The sequence below is a fragment of the Butyrivibrio sp. AE3003 genome, assembly GCF_000686065.1.
GTDB lineage: Bacteria > Bacillota > Clostridia > Lachnospirales > Lachnospiraceae > Butyrivibrio > Butyrivibrio hungatei_A.
In genome coordinates, this window is the sequence record NZ_JMLX01000001.1 from 775,043 (window position 1) to 796,836 (window position 21,794).

Consider the following 21,794-nt stretch of genomic DNA (forward strand, 5'->3'; position numbering starts at 1 on the left):
GATGGTACATTTAAAATGCAGTTAAACGGGTCACAGATAGTTTTAGAGTGTCTTAAAGAGCAGGGAGTAGATACCATATTCGGTTATCCCGGCGGAAGTATTCTTAATATTTATGATGAACTTTACAAGCAGAGTGATGATTTTCTTCATATCAGAACTTCTCATGAGCAGGGAGCTGCCCATGCTGCAGACGGATATGCAAGATCTACGGGTAAAGTCGGCGTATGTTTTGCGACAAGCGGCCCCGGAGCAACGAATCTTGTAACAGGTATTGCTACGGCATATATGGATTCTGTTCCTATGGTAGCGATAACGTGTAACGTAAATCTTCCTCTTTTGGGAAAAGATACTTTCCAGGAAGCTGATATTGCGGGAATAACTATGCCTATCACAAAGCATGGTTTTATCGTAAAAGACGTAAAAGAACTTGCTGATACTTTGAGGAAAGCATTTAAGATTGCAAGCACCGGAAGACCGGGTCCTGTTATTGTAGATATTACAAAAGATGTAACAGCAAAAAGCTGTGAATTTAAAAAAATAAAAAAAGTTGCTGACAAATCGACGATAAAGACATATACTGATGATAACATTAATGTAACAATCAAAATGTTAAAAGCATCAAAAAGACCTTTCATATATGTGGGAGGTGGTGCTATTATCTCCGGCGCTTCCAAAGAGGTATTGGAGTTTGCCGAGAAATTTGATTGTCCGGTTTGCGACACACTTATGGGCAAGGGGGCTTTCGACGGTACACATCCCCTTTATACCGGCATGATCGGTATGCACGGCACAAAAGCTTCCAATTATGGCGTAAGTGAGTGCGACCTGCTGGTTACTTTAGGAGCAAGATTTTCTGACAGAGTAACCGGTAACACTAAGACTTTTGCATCAAAAGCGAAGATTCTTCAGATAGATATCGACGCTGCTGAGATTAATAAGAATATCAGAACAAGTTATTCCATAGTCGGAGATCTGAAGGAGGTTCTTTCTGAGATAAACGCTAAGCTTGATCAGATGGATCACACCGAATGGAAGGAAAAGATAAACGGATACAAGGAAAAGTTTCCTTTGAGCTATGAGACGGATAAGCTCACATGTCCGTATATCATCGAGACACTTTATAAGCTTACTGAGGGTAATGCCATTGTTTCAACTGATGTAGGACAGCATCAGATGTGGACAGCCCAGTATTATAAGTTTAGAAAGCCGAGGACATTCCTTACATCAGGTGGCCTTGGAACTATGGGTTACGGACTTGGAGCATGTATTGGTGCAAAAGTAGGAAATCCTGATAAAGTCTGCGTAAATATTACGGGAGACGGATGTTTCAGGATGAACATGCAGGAGCTTGCGACTGCATCGGGTTACGGCCTTCCTATTGTTGAGATCATAATAAACAACAAAGTTCTGGGAATGGTAAGACAATGGCAGACACTGTTTTATGAAAAGCATTATTCTCAGACGGTATTTGAGGATAAGGTTGACTATTGTATGGTAGCCAAAGCACTTGGTTGTGAGGCTGTCAGGATCACCAAGAAGGAGGAAGTTGAACCTGCTCTTAAGAAGGCATTAAGTTCAAAAGTACCGATCGTCCTTGACTGTGTTATTGAAGAGGATGACAAGGTATTTCCGATGGTACCTGCAGGTGCTTCAATTAGTGAAGCTTTTGATGCAAGCGATATAGAAGGGGAGAAGTAATTATGTTTTGGGGAAAGAGAGTAAATGAATGTACGGACAAAATTAATCGGGCGCATTGTGCTCCTGATTATTTCGGCGCTGTTAGTGCTCTATTTGATCATCGGGTACTACTACAGCAAAGGATTTCCTTGTGCAGCTAAAGTAAACGGAATTAAATGCACAGGAAAAAGCGTAGCGGAGGTGAATTCCGAACTATGTAAAACAATTCAGTATCCGGGAATAAATGTTGTTGACAGAAACGGTTCAACATTGTTTATCAGTGCTGAGGACCTTGGGTTTACAGTGGATTATACCGAAGAACTCAATAAGTTTATTTCCGAGCAGAATGCTTTATCATGGGGAGTATATGTTTTTAAAGGACTGACAGGCTCTGTACAGCCCAGTATCAGTTATGATAAAGAAAAACTTGATAATATAATCGCCGGATGGGATATATTTGTTCCTGATGAAACAAGGGATGTCTCTATTGTTAATACAGAAAACGGGTATGAACTTAAGAATACTCTTTTGAGCACTCCCATAAGGGAAAATATAGCTCAGGTTGTAGGCGATGCAGCTATGCAGATGCAAGGTGAGCTGGATCTTTCTTCCGAACAGTTTGAAAACTGCTATGAACCCGTTACGCTTACGGAAGAACAGCAGACAATTGTTGATTTCTACGGAAAGTTACAGCGAATCCTTAATTGCGGCATTACTTATCAGTTTGGAAATGATACAATTCCGCTTAAGGGCGAAGTTGTTAATGGATTTCTTTTGACTTATGATCAGCTCTCGGGAGATGTTTATGACTATGAGAATCCCGGGCTTGGAAGATTTATTTCCGGAAGTAATGAAGTTGGCATTTCGGCGGACACTGTTCGTGACCTTGAAGGCTTTGCCGTTACTTCGGACAATGAGCCGCTTATATCTGAGGCAAGACTCTACGATTTCTTTTACCAGAAGCAGAAATTGTGCGATGTGCCGACTATGCTTAGGAGGTATCAGAACGGTGAAGATGTCGATATAATTTGCCCGAAAGACAGAAACGGCAGTACTTTTGTATTTGATCATAATGCCGAATATAAACACTTGAAGGAAGCTTTTATGTCGGGATCGTTTGAACAGGAAGAGACCAGAAATCTTACGAATCCGAAGAAAGTTGATTTCTTCAATGCCAAGAAAGCACTTGGCGGAACATATATTGAACTTGATATAGCGAACCAACACCTGTATTATTATAGGAATGGAGAAGTCTATATAGATACTTTGATAGTATCCGGTACTATGCTTGGAGGTCACGGTACTCCTGCAGGTCTTTTCCATGTATATGATAAGCAAAGAAACAAAGTATTAGTAGGAGAGGACTATGAATGTCCGGTTGAATATTGGATGCGTTTGACCGACACTGGAGTAGGTATTCATGATGCTTGGTGGCAGGAATCGTTTGGCGGTGAGATATATCGTGAATCAGGATCGCACGGATGCATAAATTGCCCTCCTTACATAGCTCGTCTTCTCTATGAAAATGTCAAAGAGCAGACACCGGTTATTGTTTATTACAGAAGCTCGGTGACTTACTCATACTAGTGTTCTGTCAGGGCGATCGGACGGTCAGTCGGGCGGATCACTTAAAGAATACGAGAGAGTGAATGAAAGATAAGACTAAACTAATCGTGCGAATTGCAGCCCCGGCTTTTGCCGGATTGGTTGTGCTGTATCTGATCATCGGATATTTTTACAGCAAAGGTTTCCCTTGCTGCACCTGGGTTAATGGGGTGTATTGCACGGGAAAGAGTGTTGAACAGGTTAATTCCGAATTATGCAGTAAATTTGATTATAAAGGAATAACCATTAAGGATCAGAACGGTGCAACACTTTTTGTAAGCGCTGAGGATATGGATTTTAATATAGATTATACGGATGCGCTCAAAGAGTTTATTAAGAATCAAAATGCTTTGTCATGGGGAATATATATTTTTAAGGGGCTTGCCGGCCAGGTTGAGCCCAACATTACCTGTGACGAGAAGAAACTTGCAAAGATAGTTGGTGATTGGGAAATATTTGTACCTCAGGATACTCTGGATGTGTCCATTGTTAAAAACGATAAAGGGTACGAGCTTAAGAACGAATTATTGTCGGTTCCGAATAAGGACAATATTATTAAGGCTGTAGATGTCGCTGCGCTTAATGCTGCGGAAGATATAGATCTTAATGCAAAGGAGTATAAGGATTGTTACGGACCTATCAAACCTAATGCCACGCAGCAGGAAGTTATCGATCTTTATTCGAAGATTGAACCGATCATTAACTGCAATATTACTTATGTGTATGGAAGTAAAAAGATTCCTTTGAAAGACGGAACCGCAAGTAAATTCTTGCTTACGAACGAGGAAATGAAGGAAGGCACGGAAGATTATGAGTACGATAATCCGGGACGCGGCCGTTATATTGCGGGCAGCTCAGAAGTGGGCCTTTCGGATGTTCGTAATCTTCAGGGATTCGCGGTTACTCAGAATGGTGATCCTTTGATCTCCGAAGCGAGAATTTATGATTTCTTTTATAAGATGGTTAAGGCCGGTTATACCGCAGACGCTCTTGAACGCTACAAGAACGGCGAGGATGTTGAGATAATGGTTCCCAAGAATAATCGTGCCGGGAATCCGAAAATCTTCGATAATGTCGCTGAATATAATTACCTGAAGAAGGTATTTATTTCAGGAGCGGGCAATACGAAGATTGACGAAAAGAAAGATGACAAGAAGGACGATAAAAAAGAAGAAAACAACGATGAGACCGGAGAAGAAGTAAGGGAACTTACCAATGAGAAAAAGGTCGATTGCATCGATGCCAAAAAAGATCTTGGTGATACATATATTGAAGTGGATGTTACCAATCAGCATTTGTATTACTATGTGAACGGAGCGGTAAGTATCGAGACAGATATTGTTACCGGTGATATGTCCAAGGGACACGGAACTCCGAGTGGATTCTATAATGCTTACGATAAGCAGAGAGAGAAGACACTTAAAGGCGATGATTATGAGACACTTGTTCATTATTGGATGAGACTTAATAATGCGGGAATCGGAATTCACGACGCATACTGGAAGCATGAATTCGGAGGCGATGTCTATTTGCATAACGGATCGCACGGATGCATAAACTGTCCTCCGGACATGGCGGAACTGTTGTGGAACAATGTAAAAAATAAGACACCGGTAATTGTTTATTACAGATGATCGATAAATTATTCATAAGTTTTATATGAGAATGTATTTATGAAATTCTCTCGACGATGTTTATGGACGTTGTCGAGAGAATTTTTTTTAAAAATATGCAGAAAAAATTTAAAAAAATTGAGAAAAATTTCAATTTTTTGAGAGGACGTTTTTGAGAGATATAATAAAAATAAATTTGCTCAAACGCAGTTAATATATGTGCTTGCAGAAAAATGATTCACGGATGAATAAAAAAGTGTGTATTAATAATGCGACTAAAAATAATAAAATAACACGCATTATGGAATGACGTTCTTGACATTTTTTTATTTGAGTATAGAATGAAATTTATGAGTTATTTTAGTAAGTTAAACTATTAAATCGTCTATAGGAGGACAAAAAGAAATGTCTAGAGTTTATAATTTTTCTGCCGGCCCGGCAGTGCTTCCTGAGGAAGTGCTTAAGAAAGCAGCAGCAGAGATGCTTGATTACAACGGATGTGGTATGTCTATCAACGAGATGAGCCACAGATCAAAGACTTTCGATGAAGTTATTCAGACTGCAGAGCAGGATATCAGGGATCTTATGAACATCCCCGACAATTATAAGGTTCTCTTTTTACAGGGAGGCGCAAGCCAGCAGTTCGCAGCAGTTCCTCTTAACCTTATGAAGAACGGCAAGGCTGCTTATATCGTAACAGGTCAGTGGGCTAAGAAGGCTTATCAGGAAGCTCAGAAGTACGGCGAGGCTATTGAGGTTGCTTCAAGTGCAGATAAGACTTTCTCATATATTCCCGATTGCTCAGATCTTGATATTCCTGAAGATGCTGACTATGTATATATCTGCGAGAACAATACAATTTACGGAACAAAGTTCAAGACACTTCCCAACACAAAGGGACATATTCTTGTTTCTGACGTATCATCATGCTTCCTTTCAGAGCCTGTTGATGTAACAAAGTATGGCGTTATCTACGGCGGTGTTCAGAAGAACGTTGGACCTGCTGGTCTTGTTATCGCAATTATCAGAGAAGACCTCATCACAGATGATGTTCCTGCTTACACACCTACAATGCTTAAGTGGAAGACTCAGGCTGATAACGGCTCTCTTTACAACACACCTAACTGCTGGAGCATTTATATGTGCGGTCTTGTATTCAAGTGGCTCAAGGAGCAGGGCGGTCTTGAGGAGATGAAGAAGAGAAACGAGGCTAAGGCTAAGGTTCTTTATGATTATCTCGACCAGAGCAAGATGTTCAAGGGAACAGTAAGACCTGAGGACAGATCACTTATGAACGTTCCTTTCGTTACAGACAGCGAAGAGCTTAACGCTAAGTTCATCAAGGAAGCTACAGCTGCCGGATTTGTAAGCCTTAAGGGACACAGAACTGTTGGCGGAATGAGAGCCAGCATCTATAACGCTATGCCTATCGAGGGTGTACAGAAGCTCGTAGAATTCATGGCTAAGTTTGAAAAGGAGAACAGCTGATATGTACAAATATAAATGCATGAACCCGATTGCAAAGATCGGTCTTAATAATTTCACAGATGAGTATCAGACAGTAGATAATGTTGATGATGCAGAAGGCATACTTGTAAGAAGTGCCAATATGCTTGAGATGGAGTTTTCCGATAACCTTCTTGCTATCGCAAGAGCAGGTGCCGGTGTAAATAATATCCCGCTTGACAGATGTGCTGAAAAAGGTATTGTTGTATTCAATACTCCCGGTGCAAATGCAAACGGTGTAAAAGAGATGGTTCTTGCCGCAATGCTTATCGCATCAAGAGATATCATCGGTGGAACTGAGTGGGTTAAGGCAAATGCAGGCGATCCTGACATTGCAAAGCTCACAGAGAAGTCAAAGAAGAAGTTCGCGGGAACTGAGATCTTCGGAAAGAAGCTTGGTATCATCGGACTTGGCGCTATCGGTGTCAGAGTTGCGAATGCTGCAAGACAGCTTGGTATGGATGTTTACGGATACGATCCTTATCTTTCAATCGACGCTGCTTGGAGACTTTCTTCAGACGTTAAGCACGTGACAAACGTTGATGATATCTATTCAAAGTGTGATATTATTACAGTTCACGTACCTGCACTTGATTCTACAAAGGGCATGATCAATGCGGATGCAATCGCTAAGATGAAGAAGGGCGTTATCCTTATCAACCTTGCAAGAGATATTCTCTGCAACGAAGTTGACGTTCTTGCAGGAATCAACTCAGGTAAGATTCGCAAGTATGTAACAGACTTCCCGAATCCTACAACAGCAGGTCACGACGGATGTATCGTAATTCCTCACCTTGGAGCATCTACAGAGGAGTCTGAGGATAACTGTGCGGTTAAGGCTGTACTTGAGCTCAAGGATTATCTTGAGAACGGTAACATCAATAACTCTGTAAATTATCCGGGATGTGACATGGGAATTGCTACAAAGCCCAGAATCGCAATCTTCCACAAGAATGTTGCAAATATGATCAGCCAGTTTACAACAGTACTCGGCGAGGCAGGTTATAATATTTCAGATATGACTAACAAGTCAAAGGGCGATTTTGCTTATACTCTTATTGACCTTGAGGACAAGATATCAGATACTCTTATTAAGAAGATGGAAAAGATTGACGGTGTTATCAGAGTCAGAGTTGTTAAGAAGGAAGCATAATTATGGCAGACATCAAACCTTTTAAAGCATATAGACCAATAAAGGATAAAGTGGGAAGAGTTTCGGCTCTTCCCTATGATGTTTTTAGCAGGAAAGAGGCTTATGAAGAGGTGAAAAGAAATCCCGATTCATTTCTTGCTATAGACAGACCGGAGACTCAGTTCGCTGAGGACTACGATATGTATGCACCTGAAGTATATCAGAAGGCACATGATATGCTCTGGGGACAGATCGAGAGCGGAGTATTTGAGCAGGATGAGACAAACTGCTATTACATTTACGAGCAGACAATGAATGGCAGAACTCAGACAGGCATTGTTGCCTGTGCTTCAATAGATGATTATCTTAACAATGTCATCAAGAAGCATGAGAATACGAGAGCTGAAAAAGAAGAAGACAGGATCAAGCATGTTTATACTTGCGAAGCGCAGACAGGTCCTATCTTTTTGTGCTACAGAAACAACAAGATGCTTAGTGACCTTGTTGCAAAGATCAAGGAAGTTGACGAACCTGTTTACGATTTCACATCTGATGACGGTGTTAAGAACAGGGTTTGGATCATTTCGGATCTTGAAGAAACTGAGACAATTTGCAGAGTGTTTGCAACAATAGACAGTATCTATATTGCGGACGGACATCACAGATGTGCTTCTGCAGTCAAGGTCGGGCTTAAAAAGAGAGAAGAGAACGCCGGTAAGGTAAAGGGAAAGCAGCAGTATGATTATTTCCTCTCAGTTCTTTTTCCTGACAATGAGCTCATGATCATGGATTATAACAGAGTCGTAAAAGATCTTAACGGACTTACGGCCGGTGAGTTCCTTGGTAAGCTTGAAGATATGTTTGATATCGAAAAAGCTTCTGACGCGGTTAAGCCTTCATGCAAGGGCGAGTTTGGCCTTTTCCTTGAAGATAACTGGTACAAGCTTGTTGCAAAAGAGCATATAAAAAAGAGCGATGCGGTTGAAGGCCTTGATGTATCTCTTTTGCAGAATGAGGTCCTTTCTCCTATTCTTGGAATCGGTGATCCGAGGACGGATAAGAGAATTGATTTCGTTGGCGGAATAAGAGGACTTAAGGAGCTTGAGGACAGGTGCCACAAGGATATGAAGCTTGCGTTTTCGATGTATCCGACATCAATTGCTGAACTGTTTGATGTTGCGGACGCGGAAAGGCTCATGCCTCCCAAGTCGACATGGTTTGAACCAAAGCTTCTCAGCGGATTATTTATACATGCTTTGATATAAAATCAAAGCATGTATGCAGATATCATGTAAAATTGTCTGAGCAAATCATGCAATTAATGGTACAATTAACTAAATAAAGGTTATATTCAGATTGTATTTAGATTGTATTTGATTTGGAGGGCATCACAGTGAACAGTAAATTGTACAAGATGATGAATTGGCCGGAAATTGAGGAAATTATCTACTCTGACGGAGATAATCCTCACAGAATACTTGGAGCGCATAAGGTGGGTTCCAATTATCTTGTTCAGGCTTTTTTTCCTGATGCTGTATCTGTAAGCGTGTATGTCGACAATCATAAGAAGTCGTACGAGATGGAACTTGCCGATGAGGCGGGATTCTATGCTGCGATCGTTCCTTATGTTGAGAAGTTAAAATACAAATTTATTATTAAGGGTGTTGACGGTAGCGAGACTACCGTTGTAGATCCTTATTCTTTCGAGCCGCTTCTTGAGCGCGAAGATTTTATCAAGTTTGGAAGCGGAATTCATTATCATATCTATGAAAAACTCGGAGCTCATCCGATGAGGCGCGGAGGTGTGAACGGAACGCAGTTTGCTGTCTGGGCACCTTCTGCAGCCAGGGTGAGTGTTATCGGAGATTTCAATAATTGGGACGGACGTCTTTGCCAGATGCGAAGGCTCGATCCTATCGGTATTTTTGAGATATTTATCCCGGGAGCAAAAGAAAATGACGGCTATCAGTTCGAGATAAAGACAAGAAGCGGTCTTGTGTTTAAGAGACCCGATCCTTATGCGACTGAGTCGAAGGGTGAAAACGGTATTATTTCTGTAATTAATAAGCCGAGATCTATTGCGTGGACGGACCAGAAGTGGATGACGCAGCGCAGAAAGTTTGATAAGGATATGAGTTCTCTTTCTATCTGTGAGATCTCTATCGAGGCGTTTGCGGACAGACATAACGGCAAGACCGGATTTAAAGAGATTACGGCGGATATATTGGAATATGTAAAAAATCACGGCTTTGATACGGTTGAGCTTATGCCTGTAATGAAGCATGTGCCGGAGCATTTTTATCATATTCTTAATTTCTACGCGTTGGATGAGTCGAACGGAACTGCGGAAGATTTTATGAACTTTGTAAATACGATGCACAACGAAGGTATCAGGGTGATTCTTGACTGGGTTCCGACATTCTTCCCTAAGGCATCGTTTGGACTTAGTGATTTTGACGGAAAAACTTTATATGAATATGAGGATCCGAGAGTGGGCATCCGTCCTAAGTCGGGAGATCTTATTTTTGACTACGGAAGGAAAGAAGTTACGAATTTCCTTATTTCGAATGCTCTTTTCTGGATTGAGAACTATCATGTGGACGGTCTCAGAACGTCGGATATCTCAAGGATTCTTTATCTTGATTATGACAGAAAGCCCGGCGAGTGGATGCCGAATATTTATGGCGGAAACGAGAATCTGGAGGCTCTTGAGTTTCTTAAGCAGCTGACAGAGAATGTGCATAAGAATAATCCGGGAGTTCTTTTGATCACAAAAGAGACTGCGTGCTGGCCTCAGGTTACCGATTCTGTTGAGAACGGCGGACTTGGCTTTGATTATAAGTGGAACAACGGCTGGACAAGGGATTTCCTCAGCTATATGAGAAACGATCCGCTGTTTAGGGCGGGACATCACGATGAGCTGACATTCAGCATGATCTATTGCTACACTGAGCGATTTGTTCTTGCATTTACGCATGAGGAGCTTGAGAAAGGACTTGAGGGTCTGTATTATATGATGCCCGGAGATTCCTATCAAAAGCTTGCAAATTTGCGACTTGCGCTCAGTTATATGATGGTGCATCCCGGCAGAAAGCACATTTACATGGAGCCTGATGCGCTTACGATCGACCAGGCGGTTTATATTGAAAATATGCTCAGTAAGCTGAATGAGATATACAAGGCTAAGCCGGCGCTTCACGAGGCGGACAGCTCAAACGACGGCTTTGAATGGATCAACAATATGGCGGCCGATGAATGTATGGTCTCTTTTGCAAGGAAGAGTTCCGATGAAAAAGAGATGCTTATCGTTGTTGCCAATATGGCCGGAATCGAGAGAGAGATTGAGGTCGGTGTTCCCACTGACGGAAGATATACGGAGGTCTTTAACAGTGATGATATTTCTTACGGCGGAAGCGGAATGCTTAACGAAGGCAAGCTTGCTGCTGTCAGAAAAGAAGTTGACGGAAGAGATTATTCTCTGAAACTTAGACTTGCCGCTGTTACCCTTGCGATTTTCAGCTACGTTCCTTATTCCGAGCAGGAAAAGAAAATCCGTGCGATAAAAGAGGAAGAAGAAATTAAGAAGGAACAGGAGCGCAAAGAAAAGATTGAGGCTTTGAAGGAAAAACAGAATGAAGAAGAGAGGAAGCTTTTGAACGAGCTTAAGCTCAAGTATGAAAAAGAACTTGCGGAACAGGAGCGGGCTATCGAAGAAAAGTACGAAAAGATAGAGGAAGAGCGAATCTGCGATATTGTCTCTAAGGAAGCAATAAAAAGTATTTCCGGAAAGTCGCCAGGCAAACGTAAAGCATCGAAGAAGAAATAGAATAAGTGTGCGGACAGATGAAAAAGTTGAAAAAATCTTTTTTATCTGTCCGTTTTTTTTGAATCAAAAAATGTATACATAGAGTATACTTTTTATATGAAAATTATTCTTATTGTTGAGAACTCGACAGAATGGGGAAGGGAAAAATGGAATATAAAAAAATAGTAACTTTACTTGAAGAGCTTGAATTATTGCTAAAAAAATACGGGGATAATTCGATTATATATTCATATAGGATTGTTCAAAATCTAATTGAAATACTTAATTCAGATGCGACAGAATCAGAAAAAAAGGATTTCTTTATACGAGGATATAATCAGTTATATCCAGGAAAAGGTGGGCTTTCGGAGTTTTATGTTTGGGATAATGACTATGAAAAGAGAATGGAGATAAATGAACCATTTGATAGAATCCATGATAGCTTATGGGAGATAGTAAGAGAATATGGTGCTTAGAAGTTGAATATACTAGTACATTGTTAGCAAAATTAACTGGATTAATTTGCTGAATGCTATCGAGTAAGTAGTAATGGATTTGGTATAGTTATTTAAAGTAACGATGTATTAGGAAACACAATTATTCATGCTTTGAAATCAGATTTTTGAATTAAAAAACAATCAAAAAATAGCAGTCATGCAGCATTTAATAAACTTCCGGCATGGTTGCTATCTTTTTTTAGAGCTGGAAAAGGGACTTGAACCCTCGACCTACTGATTACGAATCAGTTGCGCTACCAACTGCGCTATTCCAGCACATGTGAGTCATAAAATTCACACAAAAGAGATTATACAATCCTTAATGGCTTTTTGCAAGGTGGAAAATGCTTAGTATGCACAGCTTTTGATATGTTCATTAAACTCCCAAATGGCAGGAAGGCATATTTTTAAACATTGTGAGAGAGCTTAGCTTTTCATGAGGTTTCCGGAAATGCCACAAAAATTCTGCTTTGAGGCTCACTGTTTGACGGCCGACTTCGTAGAAGTCGACCGGAGTTTTGAGCCGATAGAATTTTTGTGACATTTTTGGAAAACCATGAAAACAAGCGATGGAACAGTTTAAATATATACCTTCCTGCCATTTGGGAGTCCATGAACACTGCAAACAGCCTGTGCAAGATAAACAATATTCGCGGAAAGCCGCAATTTGTGATATAATTTTAAGTTGAAAAATTATTTTTATGTGATAACGCACGTTTGGTGCATATTTCAGAGAGGACTATTCAATGAAAGAATTAAAAGATTACGTCAGAACTATTCCCAATTTCCCTGAAGAAGGCATTATGTTCAGAGATATTACATCGGTACTTCAGGATCCCGACGGATTCAAGCTTGCCATCGATGAGATGATGGACCTTGTAAAGGATCTTGATTTTGATGTTGTTTTGGGCGCTGAGTCAAGAGGATTCATTTTCAGTGCACCTATTGCATATGCAAGAGGAAAGGGACTTGTTCCTGTTCGTAAGAAGGGAAAACTTCCTTGCGAGACTATTGAAGTTGAATATGACCTTGAGTACGGAAAGGCTGTACTCGAACTTCATAAGGATGCTATCAAGCCCGGACAGAAGGTTCTTTTGGTAGACGATCTTATGGCTACAGGCGGAACAATCGAGGCTATGATCAAGCTCGTTGAGAAGCTTGGCGGTGAAGTTGCAGGAATCCTTGTTCTCATGGAACTTAAGGGATTAAAGGGCAGAGAGAGACTCAGTAAGTACAGACTTGATTCTGCAATAAGCTACGAAGGGAAGTAATTTGCATGCCACAGGACTTCGATGATGGAAAAATTGAAGCCATTGAGGAATTCCAATCGCCTGACAAACTATATGAAGGACTTATTGCGAGGGTAAGAAAATACCATCCGTCCGACGACATTACTCTAATTGAAAAGGCGTATCAGGAAGCGGCTGAGGCTCATAAGGAGCAGCTTAGAAAATCGGGTGAACCATATATAATTCACCCTCTTTGTGTTGCCATAATTTTGGCAGATCTTGAAATGGACAAAGAGACTATAGCTGCGGGCCTGCTTCATGACGTCGTTGAAGATACCATACTTACCAAAGAGCAGATAGAAGAGAGTTTCGGAGCCGATGTTGCGCTCTTGGTTGACGGTGTTACAAAGCTGACTGCTTTGCAGCTTCATGCCAACAGCGATATGGGCAACAAGACTCAGGAACAGATTGATATGCAGGCGCAGAACCTGCGTAAGATGTTTCTTGCTATGGCAAAGGATATCAGAGTTATTCTTATCAAGCTTGCGGACAGACTTCACAATATGCGCACGCTTGAGCATATGCCTCCCGTGAAACAGTCGAGGATAGCGCAGGAGACTCTTGATATTTATTCGCCTATAGCCGGAAGGCTTGGTATCAGCCGTATCAAGGTTGAACTTGACGATCTTTCGCTTAAATATCTTAAGCCCGACATTTACTACGATCTTGTTGAAAAGGTTGCGATCAGAAAAAACGAGAGAGAAAAGTATGTTGAGGATATTTGCGTTAAGGTAAGAGAGGCTATTGCAGACGCCGGTATTTCCGGAGAAGTAAACGGAAGAGTTAAGCATTTTTTCAGCATCTATAAGAAAATGCGCAATCAGAACAAGACTCTTGATCAGATATACGATCTTTTCGCAATAAGGATCATTGTCGGAACCGTTAAGGATTGTTATGCGGCACTTGGTGTTATTCATGAGATGTATAAACCGATTCCCGGAAGATTTAAAGATTACATCGCAATGCCTAAGCCAAACATGTATCAGTCACTTCATACGACACTTATCGGTCAGACAGGACAGCCTTTCGAAATTCAGATAAGAACTTATGACATGCACAGAGCTGCTGAATACGGTATCGCTGCGCACTGGAAGTATAAAGAAGCTTCGGATGGCAAAAAAGCTGAAAACGGCGAAGAGGAGAAGCTCACATGGCTTCGTCAGATCTTGGAATGGCAACAGGACATGTCTGACAACCAGGAGTTTATGAATCTCTTGAAGAGTGATCTTAATCTCTTTTCAGAGGATGTTTATTGCTTTACTCCTACGGGAGAAGTTAAGAATCTGCCGGCAGGCTCCACACCTATCGACTTTGCGTACAGCGTTCATTCCGCTGTGGGTAATAAGATGATCGGTGCCAAGGTCAACGGCAAGCTCGTTCCGATTGATTATAAGATTCAGAACGGCGACAGAGTTGAGGTTATCACCAGCCAGAATTCAAGGGGGCCCAGCAGAGACTGGCTCGCCATTGCGAAGGCTACTTCAACCAAAAACAAGATCAATCAGTGGTTCAGAAATGAACTTAAGGAAGAGAATATCGCAAAAGGAAGAGACCTTCTCATCGAGTATTGTAAGAGTAAGGGAATAGATCTTTTTGCAATATCCAAGCCTGAATTCCAGGCTATAGTAATAAATAAATACGGATTCCATGATTGGAATGCCGTGCTTGCGGCTGTTGGACACGGCGGACTTAAAGAGGGCCAGATCATCAACAAGATGCTTGAGCTTGGTGAAAAGGATCACAAGCGCAACATGACTGATGAAGAGGTTCTTGCAGCAGTTGCCGAGTCAAATATCACGCCTCAGGTTTCAAGTTCCGATAATGCCATCATCGTTAAAGGCGTTCATGATGTTGCGGTCAGATTTTCAAAGTGTTGCAATCCTGTTCCCGGCGATGAGATATGCGGTTTTGTAACAAGAGGCCGCGGAGTGTCGATTCACAGAAGAGATTGTGTCAATGTTATTAAGATGCAGGAAGAGGACAAGACAAGGCTTATTGAAGCAAAGTGGCAGTCCGATTCCCAGAGCGGTGGAAAGTATGTTGCGACTATCAAGATATTTGCCAATAACAGAAACGGTCTTCTGGCCGATATTTCCAGGGCACTTACGGAAAAAGATATTGATATCATTTCAATGAACACAAGAACAAGTAAACAGGGACTTGCCACAATGGAGATGTCTTTCAAGGTTTCTTCGAGAGGACAGCTTCGCGGCATTGTCGATAAGATCAGAATGATCGAAAGCGTAATTGACATCGAAAGGACTACGGGTTGATGAGTAAGCATAATATACAAGTCGGAGTTTTGACTCTGGGAATGGTGGCTACAAACTGCTATTTTGTTTTTGATGCGGATAATACCGATGAAAACGGCAAAAAGCATGCTATCGTTTTTGACCCTGCGGACGCCGGTGCGAAGATTTATGATGAACTTTCGAAAAATGATATTGTTGTTGATCTGATTCTTTTAACCCATGGCCATTTTGACCATATAATGGGAATTCCTGAGCTTAAAGAGCTTACGGGTGCAAAGGTTGGATGTTATGAGAAGGAAGCTGCTATATGCAGCGATCCTCATCTCAACCTTTCTGTTTCTTTTGGCAGTAATTTTGGCGTTAAGCCTGATATTACATATAAAGATGGCGATGTTATCGAAGCTGCGGGACTTTCCTGCAAGCTTATCGCTACACCCGGTCATACATCGGGCGGATGTTGCTATCACTTTGAAGATGATAATGTACTTATTAGCGGAGATACATTATTCGAAGAATCGGTCGGAAGAACCGATTTTCCTACGAGTTCTACAAGTGAGCTTGTAAGGTCTATACGAGAAAAGTTATTTATCCTTCCGGATGAAACAATCGTTTATCCGGGACACGGAGAGATGACCAGTATCGGACATGAAAAAGAGTACAATCCTTATGCATAATATGATCAAGATAATTATTCCCGAAGATAAATACGGATATGATATACATTCGCTTTTTAAAGCATTTTTTCCTGAGGAGAATGTTAAAGTCATTGTTTCTCCCGACGGAAATTACGAGGCTGAAGAAGGCGATAAAATCTATAATATAGATGTTTCCGTTTCGAAAAACGATCTTAAAAAGAATATATACAGGCTCCTTAGTCTTGAGACCAAAAAAGAGCTCCCGTGGGGGAATCTTACGGGCATTAGGCCGACCAGAATTGTTATGAACCTCATCGAGCAGAATATGAGCGATGAGGATATATTTATGTATATGAAAGACAATTATTATACGAGTGATGAGAAAACTGCGCTCAGTCTTTCGATTGCACACAGGGAAAAAGAGATATTAAAAAATATCGATTATGACAACGGTTACAGTCTTTACATCGGTATTCCTTTTTGCCCGACAACATGTCTTTACTGCTCGTTTACGTCGTATCCGATCTGCTCGTATGCGAATATAGTTGATGATTATCTTAAGTGCATAATGAAAGAGATTGATTATGTGGCTGAGAATTTCAAGGGCAAGACACTTGATACGATCTATGTCGGAGGGGGAACACCCACAACGCTTCTTCCGGAGCAGATAGAAAGGCTCCTTGGATATGTTTACGATAAGCTTGATGTGTCAAAGGTAAAAGAGCTTACGGTTGAGTCGGGACGCCCTGATTCGATCACAAGAGAAAAGCTTGCGACCATGAAAAAAATGGGCGTTACAAGAATTTCCGTAAATCCCCAGACTATGAGGGATAAGACGCTTGAACTCATCGGAAGAAGGCACACTGTAAGCCAGCTTATCGATGCCTATAATATGGCAAGAGAAGAAGGTTTTGATAATATTAACATGGATATTATCCTTGGACTTCCTTATGAAACTGCAGATGATGTCAGATATACCATGGATGAGATAAAAAAGCTTGATCCCGACGACCTTACGGTTCATTCTCTTGCGATCAAAAGAGGATCCAGGCTTGCCGAAGTTCTGAAGCAAAAAGAATTAAAAGGTGAACTAAAAGGAGATGTCTTTTCATCTATCCAAAATACTGAAGAGATGATGAAGATTGCATCCGAGGGAGCACTTTTCATGGGGCTTACACCGTATTATCTGTACAGGCAGAAAAATATAAGCGGTAATTTTGAAAATACGGGTTATGCGCGTTCGGGAAAAGCGGGAATCTACAATATACTTATTAATGAAGAAGTTCAGTCAATTGTTGCACTTGGTGCGGGAACCGTAACAAAGAGAGTGTACGGATATGACGGCAGAATAGAGAGATGTGATAATGTTAAAGATGTTAAACTCTACATGTCGCAGATTGATGAAATGATTCAGAGAAAGAAAAATCTATTTTCATAATTTAAAATTAAAAAACGGAGGTTTTATTTTATGGGAAATGTAAGAATTATAGATCTTAAAAGAAGTATTTTTGAGAGTAACGACGAGGATGCGAACAAGTTAAGAGAAGAGTTAAAAAGAAGCAAGACATTTCTTTTGAATCTAATGTCATCCCCGGGAGCAGGAAAGACAACGACTCTTTCACAGACAATATCCAAACTTAAGGATAAATACCGCATTGGCGTTATGGAAGCCGATATAGATTCAGACGTTGACGCACTTAAGATACAGGAGACGGGCGTAAAGGCAATCCAGCTCCATACCGGCGGAATGTGTCATCTTGATGCCGACATGACAAGGCAGGGTATCAATGCTCTCGGAGTAGAAGACGTTGATTTTGCTATACTTGAGAATGTCGGAAATCTTGTTTGTCCCGCGGAGTTTGATACCGGAAGTACCAAGAACGCCATGATCCTCTCTGTGCCTGAGGGAGATGATAAGCCTCTTAAGTATCCACTGATGTTTTCTATATGTGACGTGGTTTTGATAAATAAGATCGATGTCATGCCATATTTTAATTTTGACCTCGAAAAATGCAAAGAATACGTTTGGATGAGAAATCCCAAAGCCAAGATAATTCCTATATGTGCGAAGACCGGTGAGGGCTTTGATGAGTGGATTTCCTGGCTTTCTGAAAACATAGACAATGCAATCGATGGTCGGAACTAGAATTGATGCAATTTTATAATATCTACTGTTTTTGTTTAGAGAATTTTTATAAAATATGCATAAATCTGCACCAATACTCGCAAATCCTACACTGACATTTGTGTATTATGACTAAGACGTCTTGAAAAAAATAGACCCCCGTAGTAAAAATGTATAAGGGTTTTGTTTAGGAAATTGTGGCATGTGTTTCATGGTTTTTTTCTTAAACTAATAGGGGGATTTGCTATGGATATGGCGTTCTTAGGGGATTTAGTGATTAATGTCTACACATTGTTTCTGTCTCTTATGTTACTGTTCTTCCAGGAGAGGGGCAGAAAGTCACATTCCAGTGTAGCTTATATCAGGTTGATCGGAATACTGGCCATCTTGGTCGGGGTTTCCGCTTTGAGAGACGTTGCAAGTCTTTCAGACGGAAACTTCATATTCCTTTCGAAGTTGTCCAATTATCTGATATATGCCCTGGATCCGTTCAGCTTCCTGTTTGCAATTAAATATATTGACAGTTTCGTTACCGCCGATGACAGGAACGGCCGAAACGCATATATTAACCCTATTATGATCTATGCGATCTTTAACTGCATACTTGTCGCTCTCGATGCGCATCTGTCCAAAGGGTGGTTTTATATAAGCTACAAGACGGGTTATGAGAAGGGAAGTTTGTATATGTTAAGACTTTTTATGCAGATCATGTCATGTGCGATAATTTTCGCGTTTATAACTGTATATAAGAGCTACATTCACAAATGGTACGTGGCTCCGATACAGGCTCTTCCGGTTATTTTAGTCACGGGAGAATTTCTGCAGTATTTTATTCCGTATATCAATTTCGCCTACGCATCTTCTGTGTTCGCGTTTATGGTTCTCTTTATTTATGTTCAGAGAAGAGATATCCATATGGATTACCTGACGGGTACGGTGAACAGGAGAGGAATAGATGCCGCGCTTCGAAGGGCTATGGCCGACAGTGCCGAGAATCCTTTCTGTGCGGTCATGATCGATATTGATTACTTTAAGCTCATAAACGATAATTTTGGACATAAGGTCGGAGATGAGGTTCTTGAGGGTATCGCGGCTATTCTTCTTAACACATTTGACAAGAAGGATGTAGTCGGAAGATATGGCGGAGACGAGTTCTGCATTATAACTCATATGACCGATGAACTCGAGATTGAAAAGAGAATTCATCAGGTTAAAAAACTTGTTGAAGATTTTGAGTGGAGCAACCGTGGTAAAATGGATCTTTCAGTGAGTGCCGGAATTGCCATTTACAGCAAGGAAATGGATATGCACGGCAAAGATTTCATGGAATTTGTTGACAGCAGGATGTATGAGGAGAAGGCTCTTCATCATTTGTCAAAGCAGGTTAAGGTGGCAGCAAATTGATAATAATTTATTAAAGGGGTTGACGAAAACTTTAAAAATGTATATTAATAAGAACGTGAGTTTTAAGCGGAACAAACATAATTAACAATTAATATATATGAAGGGGCATAATTTAAACAATGGCAAGTAGCAAGCGTACAGGGGATAAGAAAAATTCGCTTCTTATCGTTGAGTCACCCACAAAGGTTAAAGCTATAAAGAAGTTTTTGGGTTCCGGATATGAAGTTGCGGCAAGTAACGGTCATGTCAGAGATCTTCCGAGAAGTCAGATGGGGGTAGACATCAATAATGACTTCGAACCTAAATATATAACAATCAGAGGAAAGGGCGATGTACTCGCTTCTCTCAGAAAGCAGGTCAAGAAGGCCAAGTGCGTATATCTCGCAACTGACCCGGACCGAGAGGGTGAAGCAATTTCATGGCACCTTATCTCGGCTCTTAAATTAAACGAATCAGATGTTAAGATACAGAGAGTGACATTCAATGAGATCACCAAGAATGCCGTCAAGGAAGCAATGAAGCATCCAAGAGACATTGATATGAATCTCGTTGATGCACAGCAGGCAAGAAGAGTGCTTGATCGAATGGTTGGTTACAGCATTTCACCTCTTCTCTGGTCTAAGATAAAAAGAGGCTTAAGTGCCGGAAGAGTGCAGTCTGTTGCGCTCAGGATCATAGCAGACAGAGAAGAAGAGATTGATTCTTTTATTCCCAAGGAATATTGGACACTTGATGTCAATCTCAAGATTAAAGGCGAAAAGAAGCCTATCGTAGCTCATTACTACGGAACAACCGAAGAGAAAAAAGAAATTGAGAGTAAGGCAGACCTTGATGCTATCTGCGCTTCACTTAAGGGCAAGAAGTTCAAGGTTACGGATATAAAGAAGGGCGAGAGAACCAAGAAGGCTCCGCTTCCTTTTACAACATCAACACTTCAGCAGGAAGCTTCCAAATCGCTCAACTTCTCTACACAGAAGACAATGCGTGTTGCACAGCAACTTTACGAAGGAATCGACCTTGGAAAAGAAGGCACTGTGGGTCTTATCACATACCTCAGAACAGATTCCACACGTGTATCTGATGAAGCTGTTGCAGCTGCAAATATCTATATCTCCGAGAATTTCGGAGAAGAGTATCTTGCTTCGGGAGCAGGTGCCAAGAAGCAGGAAACTAAGATTCAGGATGCTCACGAAGCGATCAGACCTTCTTATATTGACAGACATCCTGTTACTGTAAAAGAATATCTTTCAAAGGATCAGTTCAGACTCTATCAGCTCATATGGAGAAGATTCATGGCTAGCAGAATGGCTGCCGCTAAATATGAGACAACATCGGTTAAGATAGATGCCGGAGAACATAGATTTACAATGGCTGCGTCCAAGACTGTATTTGACGGTTTCCTTAACGTATATACCGATGAGGACGATCAGGTTGAGAAGAATGTTATTTCTTCCAATCTTAATGTAGATTCTGAGCTTACATTTGAGTCATTCGATGAAGACCAGCACTTTACACAGCCGGCTCCTCATTACACAGAGGCTTCTCTTGTTCATGATCTTGAGGCTCTCGGTATCGGAAGACCAAGTACTTACGCGCCTACAATCTCTACGATCATTGCAAGACACTATATTACAAAGGAAAATAAGAGTCTTTACATCACAGAGCTTGGACAGGCTGTAAATAAGATGATGAATGACGCTTTTCCTCAGATTGTTGATGTTAACTTTACTTCCAACATGGAATCACTCCTTGACGGAATTGCCGACGGAGAAGTTAAGTGGAAGACTGTTATCAGAAACTTCTATCCCGATCTTGATAAGGCTGTTGCCGATGCGGAGAAGGAAATGGAAAAGATCCAGGTTCAGGATGAAGTGACAGATGAGATCTGCGAAGTTTGCGGAAGAAATCTTGTTATCAAGTACGGCCCTCACGGTAAGTTCCTTGCTTGCCCCGGATTCCCCGAGTGCAAGAATACCAAGCCTTACTATGAGAAGATAGGTGTACAGTGTCCTAAGTGCGGCAAAGATATCGTAATGAAGCGCACAAGAAAGGGACGTATTTTCTACGGATGTATCGACAATCCCGAGTGCGACTTTATGTCCTGGGCAAGACCTGTTGCAACTAAATGTCCTAAGTGCGGAAGCCTTATGGTTGCTAAGAGCAGCAAGTTGGCATGCACAAATACAGACTGCGGATTTGTGTGCAACAAGGACGAACTCGAGAAGAAAAACTAGTTGATTGAATATTTAGAAAA

15 protein-coding genes and 1 tRNA gene are annotated in these 21,794 nt (G+C 41.1%); 15 read left to right on the forward strand and 1 reads right to left on the reverse strand.

The genetic code is table 11. The features are described 5' to 3' along the window. Positions 1–15 precede the first annotated feature (15 nt). From ilvB to CD00_RS0103785, 8 genes are all read left to right on the forward strand, one after another. Complete coding sequence (gene ilvB / locus CD00_RS0103745; protein WP_026654713.1) at positions 16–1,698, forward strand: biosynthetic-type acetolactate synthase large subunit; 1,683 nt, start codon at positions 16–18, stop codon at positions 1,696–1,698. A gap of 24 nt (positions 1,699–1,722) precedes the next feature. Continuing rightward, positions 1,723–3,264, forward strand: coding sequence for a L,D-transpeptidase (locus tag CD00_RS19060; RefSeq protein ID WP_026654714.1), 1,542 nt, complete (start codon positions 1,723–1,725; stop codon positions 3,262–3,264). Positions 3,265–3,326: 62 nt separating this feature from the next. After that, positions 3,327–4,916 (forward strand): L,D-transpeptidase, encoded by a 1,590-nt coding sequence (locus CD00_RS0103755; protein WP_026654715.1) that lies wholly within the window; start codon positions 3,327–3,329, stop codon positions 4,914–4,916. Positions 4,917–5,300: 384 nt separating this feature from the next. Continuing rightward, positions 5,301–6,383, forward strand: coding sequence for a 3-phosphoserine/phosphohydroxythreonine transaminase (serC, locus tag CD00_RS0103765; protein WP_026654716.1), 1,083 nt, complete (start codon positions 5,301–5,303; stop codon positions 6,381–6,383). Between the two features lies 1 nt (position 6,384). After that, a complete protein-coding gene (locus CD00_RS0103770; protein WP_026654718.1) occupies positions 6,385–7,554 on the forward strand; it encodes a phosphoglycerate dehydrogenase in 1,170 nt (389 codons plus the stop codon). Positions 7,555–7,556: 2 nt separating this feature from the next. Further along, on the forward strand, positions 7,557–8,798 hold the full coding sequence (locus tag CD00_RS0103775; RefSeq protein ID WP_026654719.1) for a DUF1015 domain-containing protein: 1,242 nt from the start codon (positions 7,557–7,559) through the stop codon (positions 8,796–8,798). 128 nt (positions 8,799–8,926) lie between these two features. Continuing rightward, complete coding sequence (glgB, locus tag CD00_RS17120) at positions 8,927–11,359, forward strand: 1,4-alpha-glucan branching protein GlgB (RefSeq protein ID WP_034461952.1); 2,433 nt, start codon at positions 8,927–8,929, stop codon at positions 11,357–11,359. 131 nt (positions 11,360–11,490) lie between these two features. Next, entirely contained in the window at positions 11,491–11,814 is a 324-nt protein-coding gene (locus CD00_RS0103785; RefSeq protein ID WP_026654720.1) for a hypothetical protein, read from the forward strand. Between the two features lie 224 nt (positions 11,815–12,038). On the opposite strand, the gene CD00_RS0103790 is transcribed toward CD00_RS0103785, so the two are convergent. Continuing rightward, positions 12,039–12,111 (reverse strand) — tRNA-Thr (locus CD00_RS0103790). Positions 12,112–12,581: 470 nt separating this feature from the next. On the opposite strand from CD00_RS0103790, the gene CD00_RS0103795 reads away from it, so the two are divergent. The 7 genes from CD00_RS0103795 (at position 12,582) to topA (ending at position 21,774) form a co-directional block, all read left to right on the forward strand. Next, positions 12,582–13,106: an adenine phosphoribosyltransferase gene (locus tag CD00_RS0103795; RefSeq protein ID WP_026654721.1), complete on the forward strand. Its 525-nt coding sequence runs from the start codon at positions 12,582–12,584 to the stop codon at positions 13,104–13,106. 5 nt (positions 13,107–13,111) lie between these two features. Then, positions 13,112–15,397, forward strand: a complete 2,286-nt coding sequence (locus CD00_RS0103800) for a RelA/SpoT family protein (protein ID WP_051199080.1) — start codon at positions 13,112–13,114, stop codon at positions 15,395–15,397. Beyond that, positions 15,397–16,050 (forward strand): MBL fold metallo-hydrolase, encoded by a 654-nt coding sequence (locus CD00_RS0103805; RefSeq protein WP_034461953.1) that lies wholly within the window; start codon positions 15,397–15,399, stop codon positions 16,048–16,050. Before CD00_RS0103800 ends, CD00_RS0103805 begins: the two co-directional genes overlap by 1 nt. Position 16,051: 1 nt before the next feature. Continuing rightward, positions 16,052–17,449: a coproporphyrinogen dehydrogenase HemZ gene (gene hemZ / locus CD00_RS0103810; RefSeq protein ID WP_026654725.1), complete on the forward strand. Its 1,398-nt coding sequence runs from the start codon at positions 16,052–16,054 to the stop codon at positions 17,447–17,449. A 30-nt stretch (positions 17,450–17,479) separates the two neighbouring features. Next, the gene (gene hypB / locus CD00_RS0103815; RefSeq protein ID WP_026654726.1) at positions 17,480–18,157 is read left to right on the forward strand and encodes a hydrogenase nickel incorporation protein HypB; all 678 of its coding nucleotides are present in this window, start codon (positions 17,480–17,482) and stop codon (positions 18,155–18,157) included. A gap of 225 nt (positions 18,158–18,382) precedes the next feature. Then, complete coding sequence (locus CD00_RS0103820) at positions 18,383–19,540, forward strand: GGDEF domain-containing protein (protein WP_026654727.1); 1,158 nt, start codon at positions 18,383–18,385, stop codon at positions 19,538–19,540. Positions 19,541–19,659: 119 nt separating this feature from the next. Further along, positions 19,660–21,774 carry a type I DNA topoisomerase gene (topA, locus tag CD00_RS0103825; RefSeq protein WP_051594070.1) on the forward strand — a complete coding sequence of 705 codons (2,115 nt, stop codon included), beginning with the start codon at positions 19,660–19,662 and terminating at the stop codon, positions 21,772–21,774. Positions 21,775–21,794: the final 20 nt, after the last annotated feature.

Coding starts and splice junctions, on each gene's coding strand:
- ilvB (WP_026654713.1), top strand. CDS start 16: ATGCAGTTAAACGGGTCACAGATAGTTTTAGAGTGTCTTAAAGAGCAG.
- CD00_RS19060 (WP_026654714.1), top strand. CDS start 1,723: ATGAATGTACGGACAAAATTAATCGGGCGCATTGTGCTCCTGATTATT.
- CD00_RS0103755 (WP_026654715.1), top strand. CDS start 3,327: ATGAAAGATAAGACTAAACTAATCGTGCGAATTGCAGCCCCGGCTTTT.
- serC (WP_026654716.1), top strand. CDS start 5,301: ATGTCTAGAGTTTATAATTTTTCTGCCGGCCCGGCAGTGCTTCCTGAG.
- CD00_RS0103770 (WP_026654718.1), top strand. CDS start 6,385: ATGTACAAATATAAATGCATGAACCCGATTGCAAAGATCGGTCTTAAT.
- CD00_RS0103775 (WP_026654719.1), top strand. CDS start 7,557: ATGGCAGACATCAAACCTTTTAAAGCATATAGACCAATAAAGGATAAA.
- CD00_RS0103785 (WP_026654720.1), top strand. CDS start 11,491: ATGGGGAAGGGAAAAATGGAATATAAAAAAATAGTAACTTTACTTGAA.
- CD00_RS0103795 (WP_026654721.1), top strand. CDS start 12,582: ATGAAAGAATTAAAAGATTACGTCAGAACTATTCCCAATTTCCCTGAA.
- CD00_RS0103800 (WP_051199080.1), top strand. CDS start 13,112: ATGCCACAGGACTTCGATGATGGAAAAATTGAAGCCATTGAGGAATTC.
- CD00_RS0103805 (WP_034461953.1), top strand. CDS start 15,397: ATGAGTAAGCATAATATACAAGTCGGAGTTTTGACTCTGGGAATGGTG.
- hemZ (WP_026654725.1), top strand. CDS start 16,052: ATGATCAAGATAATTATTCCCGAAGATAAATACGGATATGATATACAT.
- hypB (WP_026654726.1), top strand. CDS start 17,480: ATGGGAAATGTAAGAATTATAGATCTTAAAAGAAGTATTTTTGAGAGT.
- CD00_RS0103820 (WP_026654727.1), top strand. CDS start 18,383: ATGGATATGGCGTTCTTAGGGGATTTAGTGATTAATGTCTACACATTG.
- topA (WP_051594070.1), top strand. CDS start 19,660: ATGGCAAGTAGCAAGCGTACAGGGGATAAGAAAAATTCGCTTCTTATC.